We start from the raw sequence: 22,262 nt of genomic DNA, 5'->3' as shown, positions 1-22,262 counted from the left end.
CATGGCCGATGCATTCCTTATCGGCGCTTTGGTGAAGGGGTGGGGCGAAGTCTCCCACGGTCTGTACTGGCTAGAGTCAGATGCTGGCTTTTAGTCCCACCACCCCAACAAGTCTAACCATACAAGCTGGCTTGCCTGCGATGGCATCAACTCGGTGTACTTGATGGACCGAGGTGTCTGCATCGCAGGCAAGCCAGCTCCCATATTAGATTGAGTTCAGTTTCAAATGTCAGGCCGCCTTGGCTTCGCTTTTGATCTAACCACTCAGGTCGGCTACTAGGCCGCCGTGCTCTTGCTTTTGATCTTAGGCGCCCCGTTAACCACGCTGGCCGAACGCAGGCTTTGGAGCGTGGGTAAACCGGCAGGACGCCGGTTTAGCCGCGATGGGCCAAGGATGGCCCATCGCGGCGGCCCACGGTCCAAAGCCTGCGTGAGGGCACACCGAGCCTAGGCGAGGTGCCGAGTGGTGGGGCAAGAGCGTTTTGGTTACTTTTGCGCTCTTTCAAAAGTGACCCGCTGTAAGAGCGGAACCCATAGCAGCCGTTACCCAAATAACGGATATGTACCCAGCGCCCCCGCGACAACCAAAGAACTCAACCCATAAAAAGTTGCGTAGATACCCATGCCCATCGCAGACAAGCTAGCCCCTACCCAACCACCCTGGCACGACGCAATTCGGCTATCCGCTGAGCCTCTATGCCCAGCTCAGCCAACACGTCATCCGTATGCGCCCCCACCGCCGCCCCAATATGCCGAGGCTCTGGCAACCCCGCTGAAAATTTCAACGGGCAGGCGATTTGCGCCTGAGCCGAGCCATCGCCGCGTGGCACCTGGCAGACCAACTCCCGCGCTTTGAGCTGCGGATGCTCCACTGCTTCACTCAAGCTGAGTACCGGCTCAACACACGCATCCACCCCGGCAAACAGCGCACACAGTTCCTCAAAGCTGCGCTTTTCAAATTCCACCTGCAGCGCCAGCTTCAGGGCGTGTTGCTGCTCCGGTTTAGGCGACAGGCCCTGCGCCGCCAACTCCGGCCGCCCCAACGCCGCGCACAATTGCTGCATAAACGCAGGCTCCAGGCTGCCGACCGACATCCAGCGCCCATCCCGTGAGCGGTAATAATCGTAGAAACTGCCGCCGTTCAGCACATGGTTTTCCCAACCCGGCTCCGCCCCACAGGCCAGGTAACCGGCACCGGCCATGGCGTTCAGGCTGAACGAACAATCGGTCATGCTCACGTCCAGGTATTGGCCGACTCCGCTGTGCTGCCGCGCAATCACCGCCGCCAACAACCCCACCACCGCGTGCAACGAGCCACCGCCGACATCCGCCAATTGCACGCCCAGCGGCAACGGGCCACTGTCCCGACGACCGGTGTAACTGGCAACCCCTGCCAGCGCCAGGTAGTTGATATCGTGCCCGGCACGGTCCTTGTAGGGCCCCGTCTGGCCGTAGCCGGTAATCGACACATAAATCAGCCTGGGATTGATCGCCTTCAACGCCTCATAACCCAGCCCCAAGCGCTCCATCACCCCTGGCCGGAATTGCTCAAGAACAACGTCGTAGTCCTTGACCAGCTCACGCACGATCTCCAGCGCCTCGGCCTGCTTGAGGTCTAACGCCAGGCTGCGTTTATTGCGATTGAGGTAGGCATGGCTCGCCGACGTCCCCTGATCATGGGGCGGCAAGACTCGCAACAGGTCCATGCGCGTGGGCGATTCGATCCGCAGCACCTCGGCGCCCATGTCCGCCAGCATCAAGGATGCAAACGGGCCAGGCAGCAACGTGGAAAAATCCAGCACTTTAAGCGACGCCAAGGGACCTGACATAAAGACTCCATTTGGGTTTCGACTGCCCACAGCGTAGGCAGGCTTGGTCCTACCGGCAATCGTCAGAACGATCAGCGACAGTGACCGTTTTGATCACGGCGGGCTTTTTCGCGGCGGCGGCTTTATCATTGGCCCACGTTTGCTAGCAGAGTGCTCCATGAAGTTCGCCATTGCGCTGTTTTCCGCCGCCCACGCGCCCTCTTCGCGCCGCGCCTTGCTATTCGCCCAGGCGGCGTTGGCCGGCGGGCACGAGATTGTGCGGCTGTTTTTTTATCAGGACGGCGTGTACACCGCGTCCAATAACCTCGTTGCGCCCCAGGATGAGCAAGACATTGCCCGGCAATGGCGCGCGTTTGTAAGCCAGCACCAGCTCGACGGCGTAGTGTGCATCGCCGCCGCCTTGCGCCGTGGCGTGCTCAATAACGAAGAGGCCACGCGCTATCAACGCAGCGCGGTGAACCTGGATGCGCCATGGGCGCTGTCGGGCCTGGGGCAATTGCATGACGCCGCCCAGGCCGCCGACCGCCTGATCTGTTTTGGAGGGCCGTGACATGTCCAAATCCTTATTGGTGATCAGCCGCCAGGCGCCATGGTCCGGGCCAAGCGCGCGCGAGGCACTGGATATCGTGCTGGCCGGTGGCGCGTTCGATCTGCCGATTGGCCTGCTGTTTATGGACGACGGCGTGTTCCAGTTGGCGCCGCACCAGGACGCCAAGGCCGTGCAGCAAAAAGACCTCAGCGCCAACCTGCAGGCCTTAGGCCTGTTCGGTGTTGACGATGTATTTGCTTGCAGCCACAGCCTGGCCGAGCGCGGGCTAGCAACTCCCGGCAGCGCCGAGCCTCTGGACAGCGACGCTATCACCCAGCTAATTGACCGTTACGACCAGGTGATTACCCTCTGATGTCGACTTTACATGTGGTGTCTCACTCCCCGTTTACCGATAGCCGCCTCGCCAGTTGCCTGCGCGTTTGCGGCACCGAGGACGCGATCCTGCTGTGTGGCGATGGCGCTTACGGCCTGCACAATGCAGCGTTACACACCAAAGGCCTGAAGGTCTTTGTGCTGGCCGAAGACATGCAAGCGCGCAACGTGACGCTGCCAGACTGGGCCGACAGCCTGGACTACGCAGGTTTCGTGCAGTTGTCGATCGATTACGACAAGGTCAACACTTGGCTATGAACACCCTGACCATAGGTTCACGCACCCTTGAGCTGGACAAGGACGGCTACCTCGTCGACCTAAATGACTGGTCCACCGACGTGGCCAACGTCCTGGCTGCCGCAGAAACACTCGAGTTGACCGCCGACCACTGGGAAATCCTCGAGCTATTGCGCGGCTTCTACGCCGAATTCCAGCTGTGCCCCGCCACACGCCCGCTGATCAAGTACACCGCCTTGAAGCTAGGCCCGGAAAAGGGCAACAGCCTGCACCTCAACAAATTGTTCAACGGCACTCCCGCCAAACTCGCCGCCAAGCTGGCGGGCCTGCCCAGGCCGACGAATTGCTTATGACCGACTTTGCCCCGCTGACCCTTGAAACCCCTGCCGAGCACCCGTTTGCACCGTTCGTGCGCATTCTGGGCAAAGGCAAGCGCGGCGCGCGCAACCTCACCCGCGAGGAAGCTCGTGAAGCCATGGGCATGCTGCTCGACGAAAAAGTCGAAGACACCCAGCTCGGCGCCTTCCTGATGTTGCTGCGCCACAAGGAAGAAAGCCCGGAAGAACTCGCCGGTTTCACCGAGGCCGTGCGCGAACGCCTGAATGCCCCGGCACTGAACGTGGATGTCGACTGGCCCACCTACGCCGGGAAAAAACGCCACCTGCCGTGGTATTTGCTGGCGGCTAAATGCCTGGCGCAGAACGGCGTGCGCATCCTGATGCACGGCGGCGGCGCTCACACCGCTGGCCGGTTGTACACCGAGCAACTGCTGGAAGGTTTGCAGATCCCACTGTGCCGTAACTGGCAGCAGGTCGAAACGGCGTTCGAACACGGCAACCTGGCGTTCATCCCGCTGGGCGATTGGGCGCCGCAGTTGCAACGCATGATCGACCTGCGTAACACCCTGGGCCTGCGCTCGCCGATTCACTCCCTGGCGCGCCTGCTCAACCCGCTGAAGGCTCGCTGCGGCCTGCAAAGTATTTTCCATCCCGGTTACCAGGGCGTGCACCGCGATGCCAGCGGCCTGCTTGGCGACAATGTGATTGTGGTGAAGGGCGATGGCGGCGAAGTCGAGATCAACCCGGACACCATCAGCCACCTCTACGGCACCACCGGCGGCGAAAGCTGGGACGAAGAGTGGCCCGCCCTCTCCGCTCAACGGCATGTCAAACCCGCGACCCTTGAGCCTGAACAGTTGAAAGCCCTCTGGCGTGGCGATAGCGAAGACAGCTACCCGCAACTGGCCCTGATCGCCACCATGGCCCTGGCCCTGCGCGGCCTTGGCCACCCACGCGAACACGCCTTCGAATTGGCCCAGCAGTATTGGGATGCGCGGGACAAATCGATTTAACCGATCATTAGCGCCCGGTCTTTGCGCTTTTAGTTCGAACTCATCCCTTTAGACTGGGCTCCAACGCTTAATAGCAGAGGAGCCAGTCATGGGTTTGCTGATCGAAGGACATTGGAAAGACCAGTGGTACGAAAGTAGCGCAGACGGCGCTTTCCAACGGGAACAGGCGCAACGCCGCCACTGGGTGACCGTCGACGGCCACCCCGGGCCAAGTGGCGAAGGTGGCTTTAAGGCCGAAGCCGGCCGCTACCATCTGTACGTTTCCCTCGCCTGCCCCTGGGCCCATCGCACGCTGATTTTGCGCAAGCTCAAGGGCCTGGAAAGCCTGATTGACGTGTCTGTGGTCAGCTGGTTAATGCTGGAAAACGGCTGGACCTTCGACAAGGCCCACGGTTCTACCGGCGACAAGCTGGATGGTTTCGACTTTATGCACCAACGCTATACCGCCGACACCGCCGACTACACCGGCCGCGTCACCGTGCCGGTGTTGTGGGACAAAAAGCTCAAGCGCATCGTGAGCAATGAGTCGGCGGAGATCATCCGCATGTTTAACAGCGCCTTCAACGAACTGACCGGCAACACGCTGGACTTCTACCCCGAGGCGCTACGCCAGAACATCGACGCGCTGAACGAACGCATCTACCCCGCCGTGAACAATGGCGTGTACCGCGCAGGCTTCGCCACCTCACAAAAGGCCTATGAAAGCGCGTTTGATGATGTGTTTGCCGAGCTTGATCACCTGGAGCAGCACCTGGGCGAGCATCGTTACCTGGCCGGCGAGCATCTTACCGAAGCCGATGTGCGGCTGTTTACCACGCTGATTCGCTTTGACGCGGTGTACTACAGTCACTTCAAATGCAATTTGCGGCGGATCGCCGATTACCCGAATCTGTCGAACTGGCTGAGGGAGATGTATCAGTGGCCGGGGGTGGCCGAGACGGTGGATTTTGCGCACATCAAGGGGCATTACTACGCGAGTCATCGCACGATTAACCCGTCGGGAATTGTGCCCAAGGGGCCGTTGCAGCGCTTTGATGGCCGTCATGATCGCAAGCGATTAGACGGGAACGGCGTCTGGGGTTGATCCCTAAGATGGGCTGCGTTTGAAGGCCTCATCGGGAGCAAGCCCCCTCCCACATGTTGATCTGTGAACACAGTCAACTGTGGGAGAGGGCTTGCTCCCGATGCTGTTAAGGCTCAAACCTGGGACTGAGCGCCTTCAAACCACTTCAATTTCTCACGCAACATGACCACCTCACCGACGATCACCAATGTCGGCGCATGCACTTCATGCTCCGCCACCATGCGCGGCAAGTCCGCCAGGGTGCCGGTGAACACGCGCTGGTTGGAGGTGGTGCCCTGCTGGATCAACGCTGCCGGCGTATCCGCCGCACGCCCATGCTTGATCAACTGTTCGCAGATGATCGGCAAACCGATCAGCCCCATGTAGAACACCAAGGTCTGCGACGGGCCAACGAGGTCATGCCACGGCAGGTCCGAGGTACCGTTTTTCAAATGCCCGGTGATAAACCGTACCGACTGCGCATAGTCGCGATGGGTCAGCGGAATCCCGGCATACGCCGCGCAACCACTGGCCGCGGTAATGCCCGGCACCACCTGGAACGGGATGCCATGGGCCGCCAGTTCTTCGATTTCTTCGCCACCCCGGCCAAAGATGAACGGGTCGCCACCTTTTAGCCGCAGCACGCGCTTGCCTTGCTTGGCCAAGTCCACCAATTGCTGGTTGATCTGGTCCTGCGGCACAGCATGGTCGGCGCGACGCTTGCCGACATAGATGCGCTCGGCATCGCGGCGGCACAGCTCGAGAATCGCGGGGGCAACCAAGCGGTCATACAACACCACGTCGGCTTGCTGCATCAGGCGCAAGGCACGGAAGGTCACCAGGTCAGGATCGCCTGGGCCGGCACCCACCAAGTAGACTTCGCCCGGCGCATGCGGCGGCGCGCCGTTGACCTTGTCGATCAGCAGACGCTCGGCTTCATCGCCCTGCCCGGCCAACTGGCGGTCGGCAATCGGCCCTTGGAAAACCTCTTCCCAGAACGCACGGCGCTGCTGCACATCCGGATACAAGCCTTTGACCTGAGCTCGAAAACGCGCTGCCAACCCGGCCAACTGGCCATAGGTGGAAGGTATCCAGGTTTCCAGCTTGGCGCGGATCAAGCGCGCCAGCACCGGCGCATCGCCGCCGCTGGACACGGCAATCACCAAAGGCGAACGGTCGACAATCGCCGGGAAGATCACGCTGCACAACGCTGGCGCATCCACCACATTGACCGGTACGCAACGGCGCTTGGCATCACTGGACACTTGCGCGTTCAATGGCTCGTCGTCGGTCGCAGCGATAATCAGGGTGCAACCGTCGAGGTCGGGCTCCTGATAACCGCGCAATATGAGTTCCCCGCCACTGCCCAGCACCAGTTCACGCAACTGGTCTTCGATCTGGGGAGCAACCACCCGCAGCAACGCACCGGCGTCGGCCAGCAGCCGGGATTTGCGCAAGGCAATCTCCCCACCACCAACGACCAACACACGACTGCCGCGCAGGTTATGAAACAGCGGCAGAAATTCCATTTAGCCGATAACCTCAACGCCCGCCATGTACGGCTTGAGCACCTCAGGTACACGGATCGAACCGTCGGCCTGCTGGTAGTTTTCCAGCACGGCCACCAGGGTACGGCCTACCGCCAAGCCCGAACCGTTGAGGGTGTGTACCAGCTCCGGCTTGCCGGTTTCCGGGTTACGAAAACGCGCCTGCATGCGACGCGCCTGGAAATCACCGCAGTTGGAGCACGACGAAATCTCGCGGTATTTGTCCTGGCTCGGCACCCACACTTCCAGGTCGTAGGTCTTCACGGCGCTGAAACCCATGTCGCCAGTGCACAGCGCAAGCACACGGTACGGCAGCTCCAACAGTTGCAGGACGCGTTCGGCGTTGGCGGTCAGGCCTTCCAGGGCTTCCATGGACGTCGACGGCTCGACCACTTGCACCATCTCGACCTTGTCGAACTGGTGCTGGCGGATCATGCCGCGGGTATCGCGACCCGAGGCACCGGCTTCACTGCGAAAGCACGGGCTATGCGCAACAAGTTTCAACGGCAGCTGCTTGGGGTCGAGGATCTCACCGGCCACGATGTTGGTCAGCGACACTTCGGCGGTCGGGATCAGGTACAGGTCGGCTTCGCCGTCGCGGCTGATCTTGAACAGGTCTTCTTCGAATTTCGGCAGTTGGCTGGTGCCCATCAGCGCCGGCGCCTGCACCAAGTACGGCGTATAGGCTTCTTCGTAGCCGTGCTCGCCGGTGTGCAGGTTGATCATGAACTGCGCCAATGCACGGTGCATGCGCGCAATCGGGCCGCGCAGCAAGGCAAAGCGTGCGCCGGACATTTTGGCGGCGGTCTCGAAATCCAGGCCACCGGTCAGTTCGCCCAGGGCAACGTGGTCCTTAATCTCAAAATCGAAAGCTTTCGGCGTGCCCCAGCGGCGCACTTCGACGTTGCCGTCTTCGTCTTCGCCAATCGGTACCGATTCGTGCGGCAGGTTGGGAATGCCCAGCAGGATCGAGTCCAGCTCGCTCTGAATGCCTTCCAGCTCGACTTTGCCGTCGGACAGCTCGGTGCCCATGCGCTCGACATCCGCCATCAACGGCGCGATGTCTTCGCCGCGCTGCTTGGCTTGTCCGATGGATTTGGAACGCGCATTACGCTCAGCCTGCAGTGCTTCGGTGCGGGTCTGGACGGTCTTGCGCTGTTCTTCCAGCGCTTCGATGCGCGCAACATCCAAGGCAAAGCCACGGGATGCCAGGCGGTCCGCTACGTCCTGAAGGTTGCTACGTAACAGTTTGGAATCGAGCATGTCGGTCTCTCGTTTATCAAAGTTTGGTCAAGGACAGGCCGGCCCAGGTGGCGAGCAGCCCGCCGAATACGCTGATGCCCAAGTACCCGAAGGCTACCAGGGCCTGCCCGCTTTCCAGCAGGCGCACCGTATCCAGTGAAAAGGATGAAAAGGTCGTCAGACCGCCTACAAAACCGACAATCAAGCCGGTACGAATTTCAATCGGCACTTCCGGGCGCAACAAGAACCAGCCATACAACAGCCCGATGATCAAGCACCCCACCAGGTTGACCGCCAGGGTCGCCGCATAAAAATGCTTCGGCCAATTGGCGCTGACCCAGGTGCTGGTGGCGAAACGCAATAATGTACCAGCGATGCCGGCGACGGACACTGCAAGAATCGTCTTGAACACTACTTTCTCCGCTGTTTGGGGCTGAGGCGATCAAGTTGGGCGAGGTGATTGAGCTTTTCACCGATCTTCAGCTCCAGGCCACGGGGCACCGGCTGATAGAACGGCTGCGGTTCCAGCTCAGCGGGGAAATAGTCTTCGCCGGCGGCATAAGCGTCCGGCTCGTCATGGGCATAGCGGTATTCGTCGCCGTAGCCCAACTGCTTCATCAGCTTGGTCGGGGCGTTGCGCAGGTGCAGCGGCACCTCCAGCGAGCCGTGTTCGGCGGCGGCGCGCAGGGCCGACTTGAAGCCCATGTACACCGCGTTGCTTTTTGGCGCGCAGGCCAGATAAGTAATGGCCTGGGCCACCGCCAACTCGCCTTCCGGGCTACCGAGGCGCTCCTGAACCTCCCAGGCGGCGAGGCACAGGCTCAGCGCGCGCGGGTCGGCGTTGCCAATGTCTTCGCTGGCCATACGCACCACACGGCGAGCCAGGTACAGCGGGTCGCAGCCGCCGTCGATCATCCGCGCGAACCAGTACAGCGCTCCATCGGGGTTGGAACCGCGCACGGATTTGTGCAGCGCCGATATCTGGTCATAGAAAGCTTCGCCGCCCTTGTCGAAGCGCCGGCGAGTGTCGCCGAGCAGGCTTTGCAGGAGGTCGACGCCGATCTCGCTGTTGTCTTCGGCGAGGTCGGAGGCGTTCTCCAACAGGTTGAGAAAACGCCGACCGTCGCCATCGGCGGCGCTCAGCAAAATCTTGAAACCTTCGTCGCTTAGGCTCAACTGGCGCTTGCCCAGGCCCTTGTCTTCGCTCAACGCACGCTGCAACAGCTTGCGCATCGCCGCCTCGTCCAGGCTCTTGAGCACATACACCCGCGCCCGCGACAGCAAAGCGTTGTTGAGTTCAAACGAAGGGTTTTCGGTGGTGGCGCCAATGAAAATCAGCGTGCCGTCTTCGACGTAGGGCAAGAAGGCATCCTGCTGCGACTTGTTGAAGCGATGCACTTCGTCGACAAACAGGATGGTGCGCTTGCCGTATTGCCCGGCCTGTTGCTTGGCCACCTCAACCGCCTGGCGGATCTCCTTGACCCCAGCCAGCACCGCCGAGACGGTCTCGAAGTGCGCATCCGAGACTTTCGCCAGCAGCCGCGCCAGGGTGGTCTTACCCACCCCCGGCGGCCCCCAGAAAATCATCGAGTGCAGCGCACCCTGCTCCAAGGCTTCGCGCAAAGGTTTGCCGCGAGCCAGCAGGTGTTCTTGCCCGACGTACTCATCCAGGTTGGTCGAGCGCAAACGCGCGGCCAAGGGTTGAGCAATCGGGTCACTTCGAAACAAATCCATGGGCAGCGCTTGAAACCTCTCGGCAGGTTATTCCTGGATCACGTCGGCACCCTTGGGGATGACGAACTTGAACTTGGATGCATCCACAGCGCCGTTGGCCTTGACCGCGGAGAACAGAATGTCGGTACGCTGGCCGACGCTGTCAATCAGGCGCATGTTGTTGATCACGCCGTTGCCGAACGACAGTTGCAGGCTGTCGAACAGGGTGTCCTTGGATTTCGGCTTGAGGGTGAACTCAATCACGTTGCTGGTTTGCTTGGAGGTGACATCAAAGCTGTCGCTGATCTTCGACACATCGCCCGACAGCAACAGTGCCGGCGTCTGATTCAAGCGCGGGTCGAGCTTCTTAATGGTCGCCTGTTCCAGGTCCGGGTCCCACAGGGTGACTTTCTGGCCGTCGGAGACAATGGTCTGCTCGTTCGGTGCGTCGGTCTTCCAGTAAAACAGGCCCGGGCGCTGCACGGCCATTTCACCGGCAGTTTCCTGCAACTGGGTGCCGCCGCCATCCAGGGTCAGCTGGGAGAAGCGCGCCGTCAGGGTCTTGGATTTGTCCAACAGGTTGGTCAGGCTGGCCACGGAGGCCGGATCAGCGTGGGCTGAAACGGCGGTCAGGGCCAGGGCCGGCAACAACAGCATGCGGATAAGACGCATGGGAGTCCTCATTGAGTCGTTAGGGCGCGCCGCGTGCTGCCACGCGGCACGGGATCAGTCGCGCATCTGCCCTGGGGCGATGACTTCGCGCGAGCCGTTGGTGTTCATTGCGGTCACGACGCCGGCGTTCTCCATGGCTTCGATCATGCGGGCGGCGCGGTTGTAGCCAATTTTCAATTTGCGCTGCACCGCAGAGATCGAGGCGCGGCGGCTTTCCAGCACGAACGCCACGGCTTCGTCATACAGCGCGTCGGTCTCGGCGTCATCGTCACCACCGCTGCTGCCACCGTCGAAGCCGCTGCCGGCTTCTTCGACGCCAGCGAGGATGTCGTCGTTGTACTCCGGCGCGCCGCGCAGTTTCCAGGCCTCCACCACGCGGTGTACTTCATCATCGGAAACAAAGGCGCCGTGAACCCGGATCGGCAGGCTGGTGCCCGGTGGCATGTAGAGCATGTCACCGTGGCCCAACAGCTGCTCGGCGCCGCCTTGGTCGATGATGGTGCGCGAGTCGATCTTGCTGGACACCTGGAACGCCATGCGCGTCGGGATGTTGGCCTTGATCAGACCGGTGATCACATCCACCGACGGCCGCTGGGTCGCCAGGATCAAGTGAATACCGGCAGCACGGGCCTTCTGGGCGATACGTGCAATCAGCTCTTCAACCTTCTTGCCGACGATCATCATCATGTCGGCGAATTCGTCGACCACCACCACGATGGTCGGCAGCTTGACCAGCAGCGGCGCTTCGTCGTGGATATTCTCGCGCTTGTACAGCGGGTCCGTCAGTGGCGTGCCGGCGTCCTGCGCTTCCTTGACCTTGGCGTTGAAGCCCGACAGGTTACGTACGCCCATCTTCGCCATCAGCTTGTAGCGGCGCTCCATTTCAGCAACGCTCCAACGCAAGGCGTTGGCGGCGTCCTTCATGTCGGTCACCACCGGGCACAGCAGGTGCGGAATGCCTTCGTAGATCGACAGTTCCAACATCTTCGGGTCGATCATGATCAGCTTGGCGTCATCCGGGCCGGACTTGAACAGGATCGACAGGATCATCGCATTCACGCCCACGGACTTACCGGAACCGGTGGTACCGGCGACCAGCAGGTGAGGCATTTTCGCCAAGTCCGTAATCACCGGCTTGCCGCCGATATCATGGCCCAGTGCCAAGGTGACCGGCGACTTGAAGTTGTCGTACTCCGGCGTCGACAGCACTTCGGAGAAGCGCACGATCTGGCGGTCTTCGTTGGGAATCTCGATACCCACGGTGGTCTTGCCGGGGATCACTTCCACCACACGCACACTGGTCACGGCCAGGGAACGCGCCAAGTCTTTCGCCAGGTTGGAGATGCGACTGACCTTGACGCCGGCAGCCGGCTGGATTTCGTAACGGGTAATCACCGGGCCGGGGTGGATCGAATCCACGGAGACTTCGACGCCGAATTCCTTGAGCTTGATTTCCAGCAGATGGCCGACAGCCGCCAGAGATTCCGGGGAATAATTAAGTTGCTTCTTTTCGGCCGGGTCGAGAATCGAGATCGGCGGCAAGGTGCCTTCGACGGCACTGTCGACAAACAATGGCGCCTGCTTCTCTTTCTGCACGCGATGGCTTGGCTCGGGCGCCTTGGGCGGCGCCGGGGCGATCACTGGCGGCACTTGCTTCTCGCGGTCCGACATGTGCTTGCTCAGGGCCTGCTCACGTTCGATCAGGCGTTCCTTGACCTTGGCTTGCTCGCGTCGGTCCGGCGTGCTGGGGGCCACCACTTCATTGACGCGGGTATCCACTTCGCGCAGTTGCGCAACCATGCGTTTGCGATCAACGCGGGCCGACCACCAGCGGTTGGCGGCGCCCTGGAACAGTTCGAACAGGTCAAGGGTGATCTTGCCGGTCACGTCCATCACCTTGAACCACGACAGGTCGGTGAACACCGTGAGGCCAAACAGGAACAACGCGATAAACATCAAGGTGCTGCCCTGGATGTTCAGGGTTTTGCGCGCCAAGTCGCCCAGGCTTTCGCCCAGTGCACCGCCCGCGCCCGCTGGCAGGCCGGTGGGTGCATGGAAATGAATATGGGCCAACGCAGCGCCGGACAGCACCAGGAACACCAGGCCGATCAGGCGCCAGGAAAACAGCCAGCCGCTCCACTGCCACGGCTCGTGACGCTGACGGAAGATCTGCCAGGTCTTGATCGCCAGCAGCAGCGGGAAGATATAGGCGAAATAACCCAGCACCATAAACAGGATATCGGCGCTGTAGGAACCGGCAGGCCCACCGAAGTTCTGCACGTCTTCGATCTTGCTGTTGTGGCTCCAGCCCGGATCGTCCTTGCCGTAGGTCAGCAAGGCCATCATCAGGAACAGGCACAGGGCGCCAATGGCGATCAGCGCGCCTTCCTTGAGTCGGTAGTGCAGGTGCTGGCGCCAGGCCGGAACGACTGCTGCTTTAGGTGTTGCGGCGGATTTCTTCAAAACGGGTCTTTTCCTGCGCCTTTAGCGCGTCCATCTGTTGAATGACTGCAAATACTGCCCAATCCGAGCAGCTGAAAATTAACCAATAACGTTGAATCTACGTTTAACTCTGGGTGATGCAGGGGTGAAATGGCGATAACGCCACAATGGCCGCATTGTACGGGTTTGCGCCAACGATGCCACGCACTTGCCCCTCACCGCACAGCATAGCGAATTCAAGTGATACAGCCTGTTCAATTTGAGCATGCATTGTCTTTGCTGACAAAGGCTTATGAGCTGTTTTTAGCAATCCAGGCAAGCTTGGCAAATGGCCTGCATGGCTCAGACCCGATTACGACCGCACCTGCGGCATAGAGTTGCAGAAATACGCGCTCACGCTAATCCGGGCTGATCTCCGATTCGGGCTGGCCCCACAGCGCTGTGTCGACAATAATCACTGCTCTTGCGGCAGGCGACCTGCCTGCCACCGCCCTCCCCTTCCGTAAGCCTGGATGCCATGCTGACCTGGTTGCAACGCGACTCCCTGACTTTTCCGCCGCTGGCCAAAGCCATGCGCGAACCCAATGGCCTGCTTGCCGCCGGTGGCGACCTGTCGGCCGAACGACTGATCCAGGCCTACCGCCACGGCTGCTTTCCGTGGTTCTGCGAAGGCCAGCCCATCCTCTGGTGGTCACCTGACCCGCGCACGGTAATATTTCCCGACGAGCTGCATGTCTCGCGCAGCCTCGGCAAACTGTTGCGCCAGCAGCGTTATACCGTGACATTCGACCAGGACTTCGCCGCCGTCATCCAGGCGTGCGCCGCACCGCGCAGCTACGCCGATGGCACCTGGATCACCGAAGGCATCCAGAGCGCCTACCTGGCGTTGCACCAGCGCGGCTACGCGCATTCAGTAGAGGTTTGGGATAACGGCGAACTGGTCGGCGGCCTGTATGGCCTGGCAATGGGCCGATTGTTCTTTGGCGAGTCCATGTTCAGCCGCGCAGACAACGCGTCGAAATTCGGCTTCGCCACCCTGACCCGGCAGTTGCAGGATTGGGGGTTTGTGCTGATCGACTGCCAAATGCCCAACGATCACCTGCACAGCCTGGGTGCCCGCGCCATACCGCGCAGCGAATTCGCGGATTTCCTGCACAACCATTTGGACCAACCCAGCTCTGGACCGTGGGTTTGCTAGGCGACATCCGCGCACCTGGCTTACACTTATTTCAAAGCTTATCTCGAGGGTTGATCATGACCGAGCTGGCGCGCTTGAAGTTTTATGCCACTCAAGCCCACTCTTGCAGCTATCTGCCCGACGAGCAGGCCACCACGCTGTTTCTCGACCCCAGCCAGCCAATGGACGTGCATGTGTATGCCGACCTGTCAGAGATGGGGTTTCGGCGTAGCGGCGACCACCTGTACCGCCCCCATTGCCAGAACTGCAATGCGTGCGTGCCGGCACGCATCCCGGCTGCGCAGTTTTTACCGGACCGCAATCAGAAACGCATCCTCAAGCGCAACGCCGACCTGGTGATCACCGCCGCCAAGCCCCACTTCAGCGAAGAATATTTCGACCTCTACCAGCGCTACATCGAACAACGGCATGCCGACGGCGACATGTTTCCGCCCAGCCGCGATCAGTTTTCGACCTTTTTGGTACGCGACCTGCCCTTCTCACGCTTCTACGAGTTCCGCCTGGACGGGCGCCTGCTGGCGGTGGCCGTGACCGACTTGCTGCCCAACGGCCTGTCAGCGGTGTACACCTTCTATGAACCGGCCGAGGAACGCCGCAGCCTGGGACGTTTTGCGATCCTGTGGCAAATCGGCGAAGCCCTGCGCCAGGAGTTGGAAGCGGTGTACCTCGGATACTGGATCAAAAACTGCAAAAAGATGAACTACAAGACCCAATATCGGCCCATTGAGCTACTGATTAATCAAAGATGGGTAACGCTTAACTAGAACCCCTTGGCTTAAACACCCTTTTTCGGGCACAATGCACGCCGCTTTTGCCTGGCGCAGTTGCACCGGGCCATTCACTGGATACCGAGGGCTTTACTGCATGTCGAAAGAAGACAGCTTCGAAATGGAAGGCACTGTCGTCGACACCCTGCCCAACACCATGTTTCGTGTGGAGTTGGAAAATGGGCACGTCGTAACCGCGCATATCTCCGGCAAGATGCGCAAGAACTACATTCGTATTCTTACCGGCGACAAAGTGCGCGTCGAGCTGACGCCCTATGACTTGAGCAAAGGGCGCATCACTTACCGCGCCCGTTAATCAAGTCAATACAAAACGCCCGGTTCTGCCGGGCGTTTTTGTGTGTGAGCTATTTGCCTGACACTACAACCCCTGTGAGAGGGGGCTTGCTCCCAACAGCGGTGGGCCAGTCACTATATTCAGCGACCGACACACCGTCATCGAGAGCAAGCCCCTCCCACCTTTGATCTTCAGTGTTTAGGAAACAGCAAAAAGGCGCCTTTCGGCGCCTTTTGCTTTGTTGCAGTCAGCTATCAGGCCATTTCGGCCGTGGTTTCGAACTCGAAGGTCAGCTCGCCGTCCTTCAGGTCGATATGCACCACGCCACCATGGTCGGAGAGCTCGCCGAACAGGATCTCTTCGGCCAGCGGCCGCTTGATCTTGTCCTGGATCAGACGTGCCATTGGGCGAGCACCCATTGCCGCGTCGTAGCCACCTTCGGCGATCCAACTGCGCGCCGCTTCCGTCACATCCAGCTGCACGCGCTTGTCTTCCAACTGCGCTTGAAGCTCGGTGAGGAACTTGTCCACCACACTTTTGATGACCTCATGGCTGAGGCGACCAAACTGGATAATGGTGTCCAGACGGTTGCGGAACTCCGGCGTGAAGCTTTTCTTGATCACTTCCATCGCATCAGAAGAGTGATCCTGATGCGTAAAGCCGATCGAAGCCCGCGCGGCCGTTTCGGCACCGGCGTTGGTGGTCATGATCACAATCACATTGCGGAAGTCCGCCTTGCGCCCGTTGTTGTCGGTCAGGGTCCCGTGATCCATGACCTGCAGCAGCAGGTTGAAGACTTCCGGGTGCGCCTTCTCGATTTCATCAAGGAGCAATACGCAGTGCGGCTGCTTGGTAATTGCCTCGGTCAACAGACCGCCCTGGTCAAACCCGACATAGCCCGGAGGCGCACCGATCAGGCGCGACACGGTGTGACGCTCCATGTATTCGGACATGTCGAAGCGTACCAGCTCGATCCCCATGGCCTTGGCCAACTGCCGCGCCGCTTCGGTCTTGCCGACGCCGGTAGGGCCTGCGAACAGGAACGAGCCGACCGGTTTGTCCGGCGACTTGAGGCCCGCACGCGACAACTTGATCGCCGTGGACAGCGCGTCGATGGCCGCATCCTGACCGAACACCGTCAGCTTGAGATCGCGCTCCAGATTACGCAGCAGTTCTTTGTCGGAACTGTTGACGTGTTTTGGCGGAATCCGTGCGATCTTCGCCACGATATCCTCGACTTGAGGCACGTCGATGCGCTTCACACGCTTCTCGACCGGCTGCAGGCGCTGATAGGCGCCCGCCTCGTCGATCACGTCGATAGCCTTGTCCGGCATGTGCCGGTCATTGATGTAGCGCGATGCCAGCTCAGCAGCTGCACGCAACGCTTCATCGGTGTACTCGATGCCGTGATGCGCTTCGAAACGCCCCTTGAGGCCACGCAGAATGCCGATGGTGTCTTCTACCGAAGGCTCGGACACGTCGACTTTCTGGAAGCGGCGCGCCAAGGCACGGTCTTTCTCGAAAATGCCACGGAACTCCTGGAACGTGGTCGAACCGATGCAGCGGATATCACCCGACGACAGCAACGGCTTGAGCAGGTTCGAGGCGTCCATCACCCCACCGGAGGCCGCACCAGCACCAATGATGGTGTGAATCTCATCGATAAACAGGATCGCCTGCGGGCGTTTTTTCAACTCACCGAGCAGCGCCTTGAAGCGCTTCTCGAAATCGCCACGGTACTTGGTCCCGGCGAGCAACGCGCCCAAGTCAAGGGAGTAGACGACGCTGTTGGCCAGCAGGTCAGGCACTTGGTTATCGACGATGCGTTTGGCCAGGCCTTCGGCAATCGCGGTCTTGCCCACGCCCGCCTCACCCACCAGCAACGGATTGTTCTTGCGACGGCGCGCGAGGATCTGCGCTACACGCTCCACCTCAAGCTCACGCCCCACCAGCGGATCGATCCGACCTTGGCGCGCCAGTTCATTGAGGTTGCTGGCATAGGCATCCAGTGGGTTGCCCGAAGAAGAAGACTCACCGCCCTCGTCGTCCTGCATATCCTGCTCACCCTCGGAATGATCGCCGTGCCCAGGCACTTTGGAGATACCGTGGGCGATATAGTTGACGACATCAATACGAGCAACGCTCTGCTGCTTCAGCAGGAACACTGCCTGGCTTTCCTGTTCGCTGAAGATGGCCACAAGCACATTGGCGCCCGTGACTTCACGCTTACCGGAGCTCTGGACGTGGAAAACAGCACGCTGCAATACCCGCTGAAAGCCCAGGGTGGGTTGGGTCTCGCGGTCCTCGTCATGCACGGGGATCAGCGGCGTGGTGGAGTCAATAAACTCCTGCAGGTCATGCTTGAGTTTGTCGAGGTTGGCGCCGCACGCTCGTAGAACGGTAGCGGCAGCTTCGTTATCCAAAAGTGCCAGCAGCAGGTGTTCGACGGTCATGAATTCATGACGCTTCGAACGGGCCTCCTTGAAGGCAAGATTGAGGGTGACTTCGAGCTCGCGGTTTAACATAGCTTCACCTCATACCCAAGTGGTCGGCGTTAACCGTCCTTCTCGATTTCACAGAGTAGCGGATGCTGGCTTTCCCTGGCGTACTGGTTGACCTGCATGGCCTTTGTCTCGGCGATGTCACGGGTAAACACTCCACATACTGCCCGTCCTTCTGTGTGAACGGCCAGCATTACCTTGGTCGCCAACTCGCGGTTCAGGTTAAAAAACACCTCGAGCACTTCGACCACGAAATCCATCGGTGTGTAGTCATCATTGAACAAAACCACCTTGTACATCGGCGGTGCCTGTAAGGCAGGCTTCGCCTCCTGAACAGCAATGCCTGCAGAACCGTCGTCATCATGTTCCTGATCCGGGCGATCCTGATTGAATGTTAGTCGAATCTGGCTGTTTGCATGCATGGAAAGAAAGGTTCGTCAGTGGTTCAAATACAGTGGTGGGGGCGACGTGTCAGATTTTCAACTCTGACCGTACGGTCGCCTTGACTATCGGCCAATCGGTGTTACAACCAATAGAGCCCACAGTGGGTAAAAAAGGTCCGCGCAGTCAACCTTATTTATTCGGGTTAGGACGGATAAACTGGATGATACTCCAGTGATGGAGTCTGGTGCAGAGGGATATGGTTATGTCTGGCGTCAAGATCAACGGCAAGGTCAAGTGGTTCAACAATGCCAAAGGGTTTGGGTTCATTATTGAAGACGGCAAGGACGAGGACCTTTTTGCGCATTATTCCGCGATACAAATAGAGGGCTATAAAACGCTGAAAGCAGGCCAGTCTGTGCAGTTCGAACAGATTGTTGAAGGTCCGAAAGGAAAAACCGCCCTGGGAATCTTTCCAATCACGGTTAGCACACCTACAACTGTTGCAGCACCAATAGCCCACACAGAAAAGAAAGAAACAGCCTGATACCGCGCGACGAAAAAAAACGGCCAGCCCACTCATCGCGGGCTGGCCGTTTTTTTGCCCACTTTTACATATGCGAAATCAACGCATCACCAAACCCCGAAGACGACACTAGCTTCGCACCATCCATCAGCCGCTCGAAATCATAGGTCACGGTCTTGGCCGAAATAGCGCCATTCGTGCCTTTGATAATCAAGTCAGCCGCTTCAATCCAGCCCATGTGCCGCAGCATCATTTCTGCTGACAGAATCAATGAACCCGGGTTGACCTGATCCTTGCCCGCATACTTGGGTGCAGTGCCGTGAGTGGCTTCGAACATGGCCACTGTATCCGACAGGTTGGCACCCGGCGCAATACCGATACCGCCCACTTCCGCCGCCAGAGCGTCGGACAGGTAGTCACCGTTAAGGTTGAGCGTGGCGATCACGTCATACTCCGCCGGGCGCAGCAGGATTTGCTGGAGCATGGCGTCGGCGATAGCGTCTTTGACCACTACGTTCTTGCCGGTTTTCGGGTTTTTGAACTGCATCCACGGGCCGCCATCGAGCAGGGTCGCGCCAAACTCTTTCTCGGCGATACCGTAGGCCCACTCTTTGAAGGCACCTTCGGTGAACTTCATGATGTTGCCTTTGTGCACAATAGTCAGCGAATCACGGTCGTTATCCACGACATATTGCAAGGCTTTACGCACCAGCCGCTCAGTGCCTTCTTTGGAGACGGGTTTGATGCCAATCCCGCAATCCTGATCGAAGCGGATCTTGGTGACGCCCATTTCTTCTTTCAGGAACTTGATGACCTTGATCGCCTCCGGCGAACCGGCTTTCCACTCGATACCGGCGTAAATATCCTCGGAGTTCTCACGAAAGATGGTCATATCAACGTCGCCAGGCTTTTTGACCGGGCTGGGTACGCCTTCAAACCAGCGCACCGGGCGCAGGCACACATACAGGTCGAGCTGTTGGCGCAGGGCCACGTTCAGCGAACGAATGCCACCACCGACCGGCGTGGTCAGCGGGCCCTTGATGGAAACCACGTAATCCTTGACCGCATCCAGGGTTTCCTGGGGCAGCCAAGTGTCTTGATCGTAGACTTGAGTCGCTTTCTCGCCGGCGTAAACCTCCATCCAGGAGATTTTGCGCTTGCCGCCGTAAGCCTTTTCAACAGCTGCGTCGACCACCTTGATCATCACCGGGCTGATGTCGACGCCAATACCGTCGCCTTCTATATAAGGGATGATCGGTTGGTCAGGAACATTGAGAGAATGGTCTGCATTGACGGTGATTTTGTCGCCGACTGCCGGAACCTGAATCTTCTTGTATCCCATGCTGAACTCCATCTATGGATTGAACATCTGGCTGCGTTCGAGCCTACTCCAGATAAATGGCGACTGAAACCTCGCGCCATGCTCATTTGCATCGAAAACAGCATAAAATGTCGCCTACAAGCCTGAAAGCAAAGGCAAAATCGCCAATCTTGAGCACATCGTGCGACTTTGGTCGCACTTGCGCCCCTGCGACCTTTAGACCAATGGACGACACACCTTTTGTATGAAGGCTCGGCGTAAGCATAGCGACCTATGTATAATGCCGCCGCTGACCCAAGAGTCACGACCGCTGACCGCTCTAGACAGTAGCCTTCAGCCAGAAAGCAGGGCTATTACCATAGCCCACCCGCTTGACGCTCGACTGATGCAACCCAACATCACCGCGAAGAAACCTCGACATTTCGCTCATGGATGACTTTGAACGAACGCGCTCCACCCGGCGCATCTCGAGTTTCTGCGCACGCTTTCAGCAAAGAAGAGAGTTAATCCGAATATGCCCACCCGCTCGAAGATCATCTACACCTTCACCGACGAAGCCCCAGCCCTCGCCACCTATTCACTGCTGCCTATCGTAGAGGCCTTCACCGCTTCCGCTGATATTGCTGTGGAAACCCGCGATATCTCCCTCGCCGCGCGCATCCTCGCAAGCTTCCCCGAGCAACTGGGCACCAAGGCTATCGCGGACCACCTCGCCGAACTGGGCGACCTGGCCGTTACGCCTGAAGCCAACATCATCAAGCTGCCTAACATCAGCGCCTCGACCCCTCAGCTGCAAGCGGCGATCAAGGAACTGCAGGCCCAGGGCTACGCCCTGCCGGACTACCCGGAAACCGTAACCACCGACGCGGAAAAAGAAACCCGTGCACGTTACGACAAGGTCAAGGGCAGCGCCGTGAACCCGGTACTGCGCGAAGGCAACTCCGACCGCCGCGCACCGCTGTCGGTCAAGAACTACGCACGTAAGCACCCGCACAAAATGGGCGCCTGGGCTGCGGACTCCAAGTCGCACGTCGCTCACATGAGCAACGGCGACTTCTACGGCAGCGAAAAAGCCGTACAGATCGAAGCCGCTGACGCGGTGAAGATCGAGCTGATTGCCAAAGACGGCACCGCCACCGTTCTGAAAGAAAAGACCTCGTTACAGCCCGGCGAGATCATCGACACTGCCGTGCTGAGCAAAAAAGCCCTGCGCAGCTTCATCGCCGCTGAAATCGAAGACGCCAAGAAACAAGGCGTGCTGCTGTCGGTTCACCTGAAAGCCACCATGATGAAGGTCTCCGACCCGATCATGTTCGGCCAGATCGTTGCCGAATTCTACAAAGACGCCCTGGCCAAGCACGCCCCGTTGCTTGCACAGATCGGCTTCAACCTGAACAACGGCATCGGCGACCTGTACGCTCGCATCAAGGCCCTGCCGGCCGACCAGCAAGCGCAGATCGAAGCTGACATTCAAGCGGTCTACGCCGCTCGCCCATCGCTGGCGATGGTCAACTCCGTCAAAGGCATCACCAACCTGCACGTGCCGAGCGACGTCATCGTCGACGCCTCGATGCCGGCCATGATCCGTGACTCCGGCAAAATGTGGGGCACCGACGGCCAGTTGCACGACACCAAGGCTGTGATCCCGGATCGCTGCTACGCCACCATCTACCAGGCGGTGATCGAAGAGTGCAAAGCCAACGGCGCCTTCGACCCAACCACCATGGGCAGCGTGCCAAACGTTGGCCTGATGGCGAAAAAAGCCGAAGAGTACGGTTCCCACGACAAGACCTTCCAGGTCAAGGCTGACGGCGTAGTGCGCGTCACCGACAGCAAGGGCAACCTGCTGATGGAACAGACTGTTGAAGCCGGCGACATCTTCCGCATGTGCCAGACCCAGGACGCGCCGATCCAGGACTGGGTCAAGCTGGCCGTCAACCGTGCCCGCGCCAGCAACACTCCGGCCATTTTCTGGCTGGACCCACAGCGTGCGCACGACGGCGTCGTGGTCGAGAAAGTTCAGGCCTACCTGAAAGACCACAACACCGAAGGCCTGGACATCCGCATCATGTCGCCGGTCGACGCGATGAAGTTCACCCTGGAGCGCACCCGCAAGGGCCTGGACACCATCCCGGTGACCGGTAACGTACTCCGCGACTACCTGACCGACCTGTTCCCGATCATGGAACTGGGCCCCAGCGCCAAGATCCTCTCGATCGTGCAGCTGATGAACCGCGGGGGCCTGTTCGATACCC

At 59.5% G+C, this 22,262-nt stretch carries 21 protein-coding genes; 11 read left to right on the top strand and 10 right to left on the bottom strand.

What is annotated here, in order from left to right; genetic code table 11:
* Positions 1 to 647: 647 nt before the first annotated feature.
* The gene (locus E0F99_RS21560; RefSeq protein ID WP_083358889.1) at positions 648 to 1,829 is read right to left on the bottom strand and encodes a CaiB/BaiF CoA transferase family protein; all 1,182 of its coding nucleotides are present in this window, start codon (positions 1,827 to 1,829) and stop codon (positions 648 to 650) included.
* 157 nt (positions 1,830 to 1,986) lie between these two features.
* On the opposite strand from E0F99_RS21560, the gene tusD reads away from it, so the two are divergent.
* The 6 genes from tusD to E0F99_RS21530 all read left to right on the top strand — a co-directional run bounded on the left by tusD (position 1,987) and on the right by E0F99_RS21530 (position 5,423).
* Positions 1,987 to 2,379 (top strand): sulfurtransferase complex subunit TusD, encoded by a 393-nt coding sequence (tusD, locus tag E0F99_RS21555; RefSeq protein WP_083358890.1) that lies wholly within the window; start codon positions 1,987 to 1,989, stop codon positions 2,377 to 2,379.
* Position 2,380: 1 nt separating this feature from the next.
* Positions 2,381 to 2,731: a sulfurtransferase complex subunit TusC gene (tusC, locus tag E0F99_RS21550; protein ID WP_083358891.1), complete on the top strand. Its 351-nt coding sequence runs from the start codon at positions 2,381 to 2,383 to the stop codon at positions 2,729 to 2,731.
* The gene (gene tusB, locus E0F99_RS21545) at positions 2,731 to 3,009 is read left to right on the top strand and encodes a sulfurtransferase complex subunit TusB (RefSeq protein WP_083358892.1); all 279 of its coding nucleotides are present in this window, start codon (positions 2,731 to 2,733) and stop codon (positions 3,007 to 3,009) included. Before tusC ends, tusB begins: the two co-directional genes overlap by 1 nt.
* Positions 3,006 to 3,341, top strand: a complete 336-nt coding sequence (locus E0F99_RS21540) for a TusE/DsrC/DsvC family sulfur relay protein (RefSeq protein ID WP_083358893.1) — start codon at positions 3,006 to 3,008, stop codon at positions 3,339 to 3,341. The genes tusB and E0F99_RS21540 overlap by 4 nt, the downstream gene beginning before the upstream one ends.
* Positions 3,338 to 4,339, top strand: a complete 1,002-nt coding sequence (locus E0F99_RS21535) for a glycosyl transferase family protein (protein WP_083358894.1) — start codon at positions 3,338 to 3,340, stop codon at positions 4,337 to 4,339. The genes E0F99_RS21540 and E0F99_RS21535 overlap by 4 nt, the downstream gene beginning before the upstream one ends.
* 88 nt (positions 4,340 to 4,427) lie before the next feature.
* A complete protein-coding gene (locus tag E0F99_RS21530) occupies positions 4,428 to 5,423 on the top strand; it encodes a glutathione S-transferase family protein (RefSeq protein WP_083358895.1) in 996 nt (331 codons plus the stop codon).
* Between the two features lie 113 nt (positions 5,424 to 5,536).
* Here the strand turns inward: E0F99_RS21530 and cysG are convergent, their stop codons facing one another.
* From cysG to E0F99_RS21500, 6 genes are read right to left on the bottom strand one after another with little or no spacing between them, the layout of a single operon-like run.
* The gene (gene cysG / locus E0F99_RS21525; RefSeq protein ID WP_083358896.1) at positions 5,537 to 6,931 is read right to left on the bottom strand and encodes a siroheme synthase CysG; all 1,395 of its coding nucleotides are present in this window, start codon (positions 6,929 to 6,931) and stop codon (positions 5,537 to 5,539) included.
* A complete protein-coding gene (gene serS / locus E0F99_RS21520; protein ID WP_083358897.1) occupies positions 6,932 to 8,212 on the bottom strand; it encodes a serine--tRNA ligase in 1,281 nt (426 codons plus the stop codon). It abuts the gene before it with no gap.
* 16 nt (positions 8,213 to 8,228) lie between these two features.
* Positions 8,229 to 8,603: a fluoride efflux transporter CrcB gene (gene crcB, locus E0F99_RS21515; RefSeq protein WP_083358898.1), complete on the bottom strand. Its 375-nt coding sequence runs from the start codon at positions 8,601 to 8,603 to the stop codon at positions 8,229 to 8,231.
* Entirely contained in the window at positions 8,603 to 9,925 is a 1,323-nt protein-coding gene (locus tag E0F99_RS21510) for a replication-associated recombination protein A (RefSeq protein WP_083358899.1), read from the bottom strand. The genes crcB and E0F99_RS21510 overlap by 1 nt, the downstream gene beginning before the upstream one ends.
* Before the next feature lie 27 nt (positions 9,926 to 9,952).
* Entirely contained in the window at positions 9,953 to 10,576 is a 624-nt protein-coding gene (gene lolA, locus E0F99_RS21505; protein ID WP_083358900.1) for an outer membrane lipoprotein periplasmic chaperone LolA, read from the bottom strand.
* Positions 10,577 to 10,630: 54 nt separating this feature from the next.
* Complete coding sequence (locus E0F99_RS21500) at positions 10,631 to 13,039, bottom strand: DNA translocase FtsK (protein ID WP_083358901.1); 2,409 nt, start codon at positions 13,037 to 13,039, stop codon at positions 10,631 to 10,633.
* Positions 13,040 to 13,535: 496 nt separating this feature from the next.
* Here E0F99_RS21500 and aat point away from each other — a divergent pair, with 496 nt between their 5' ends.
* The 3 genes from aat to infA all read left to right on the top strand — a co-directional run bounded on the left by aat (position 13,536) and on the right by infA (position 15,299).
* Entirely contained in the window at positions 13,536 to 14,216 is a 681-nt protein-coding gene (aat, locus tag E0F99_RS21495; RefSeq protein WP_083358902.1) for a leucyl/phenylalanyl-tRNA--protein transferase, read from the top strand.
* Positions 14,217 to 14,272: 56 nt separating this feature from the next.
* Positions 14,273 to 14,980, top strand: a complete 708-nt coding sequence (locus E0F99_RS21490; protein ID WP_083358903.1) for an arginyltransferase — start codon at positions 14,273 to 14,275, stop codon at positions 14,978 to 14,980.
* A 100-nt stretch (positions 14,981 to 15,080) separates the two neighbouring features.
* The gene (gene infA / locus E0F99_RS21485; protein ID WP_002553999.1) at positions 15,081 to 15,299 is read left to right on the top strand and encodes a translation initiation factor IF-1; all 219 of its coding nucleotides are present in this window, start codon (positions 15,081 to 15,083) and stop codon (positions 15,297 to 15,299) included.
* Positions 15,300 to 15,532: 233 nt separating this feature from the next.
* Here the strand turns inward: infA and clpA are convergent, their stop codons facing one another.
* A complete protein-coding gene (gene clpA / locus E0F99_RS21480) occupies positions 15,533 to 17,803 on the bottom strand; it encodes an ATP-dependent Clp protease ATP-binding subunit ClpA (RefSeq protein ID WP_034120239.1) in 2,271 nt (756 codons plus the stop codon).
* 29 nt (positions 17,804 to 17,832) lie between these two features.
* On the bottom strand, positions 17,833 to 18,201 hold the full coding sequence (clpS, locus tag E0F99_RS21475; RefSeq protein ID WP_005789091.1) for an ATP-dependent Clp protease adapter ClpS: 369 nt from the start codon (positions 18,199 to 18,201) through the stop codon (positions 17,833 to 17,835).
* 224 nt (positions 18,202 to 18,425) lie between these two features.
* Here clpS and E0F99_RS21470 point away from each other — a divergent pair, with 224 nt between their 5' ends.
* Complete coding sequence (locus tag E0F99_RS21470) at positions 18,426 to 18,707, top strand: cold shock domain-containing protein (protein ID WP_083360447.1); 282 nt, start codon at positions 18,426 to 18,428, stop codon at positions 18,705 to 18,707.
* Between the two features lie 64 nt (positions 18,708 to 18,771).
* On the opposite strand, the gene icd is transcribed toward E0F99_RS21470, so the two are convergent.
* Positions 18,772 to 20,028, bottom strand: coding sequence for an NADP-dependent isocitrate dehydrogenase (gene icd / locus E0F99_RS21465; RefSeq protein ID WP_083358904.1), 1,257 nt, complete (start codon positions 20,026 to 20,028; stop codon positions 18,772 to 18,774).
* 493 nt (positions 20,029 to 20,521) lie between these two features.
* Between icd and E0F99_RS21460 the strand changes: the two genes are divergently transcribed.
* On the top strand, positions 20,522 to 22,262 hold a 1,741-nt coding region (locus E0F99_RS21460), incomplete at its 3' end, for an NADP-dependent isocitrate dehydrogenase (protein WP_130908911.1).

This window comes from Pseudomonas antarctica, from assembly GCF_900624995.1.
GTDB lineage: Bacteria > Pseudomonadota > Gammaproteobacteria > Pseudomonadales > Pseudomonadaceae > Aquipseudomonas > Aquipseudomonas antarctica.
The sequence above is the reverse complement of the archived record's forward strand: the minus strand, read 5'-3'. Positions and strand labels throughout refer to the sequence as shown.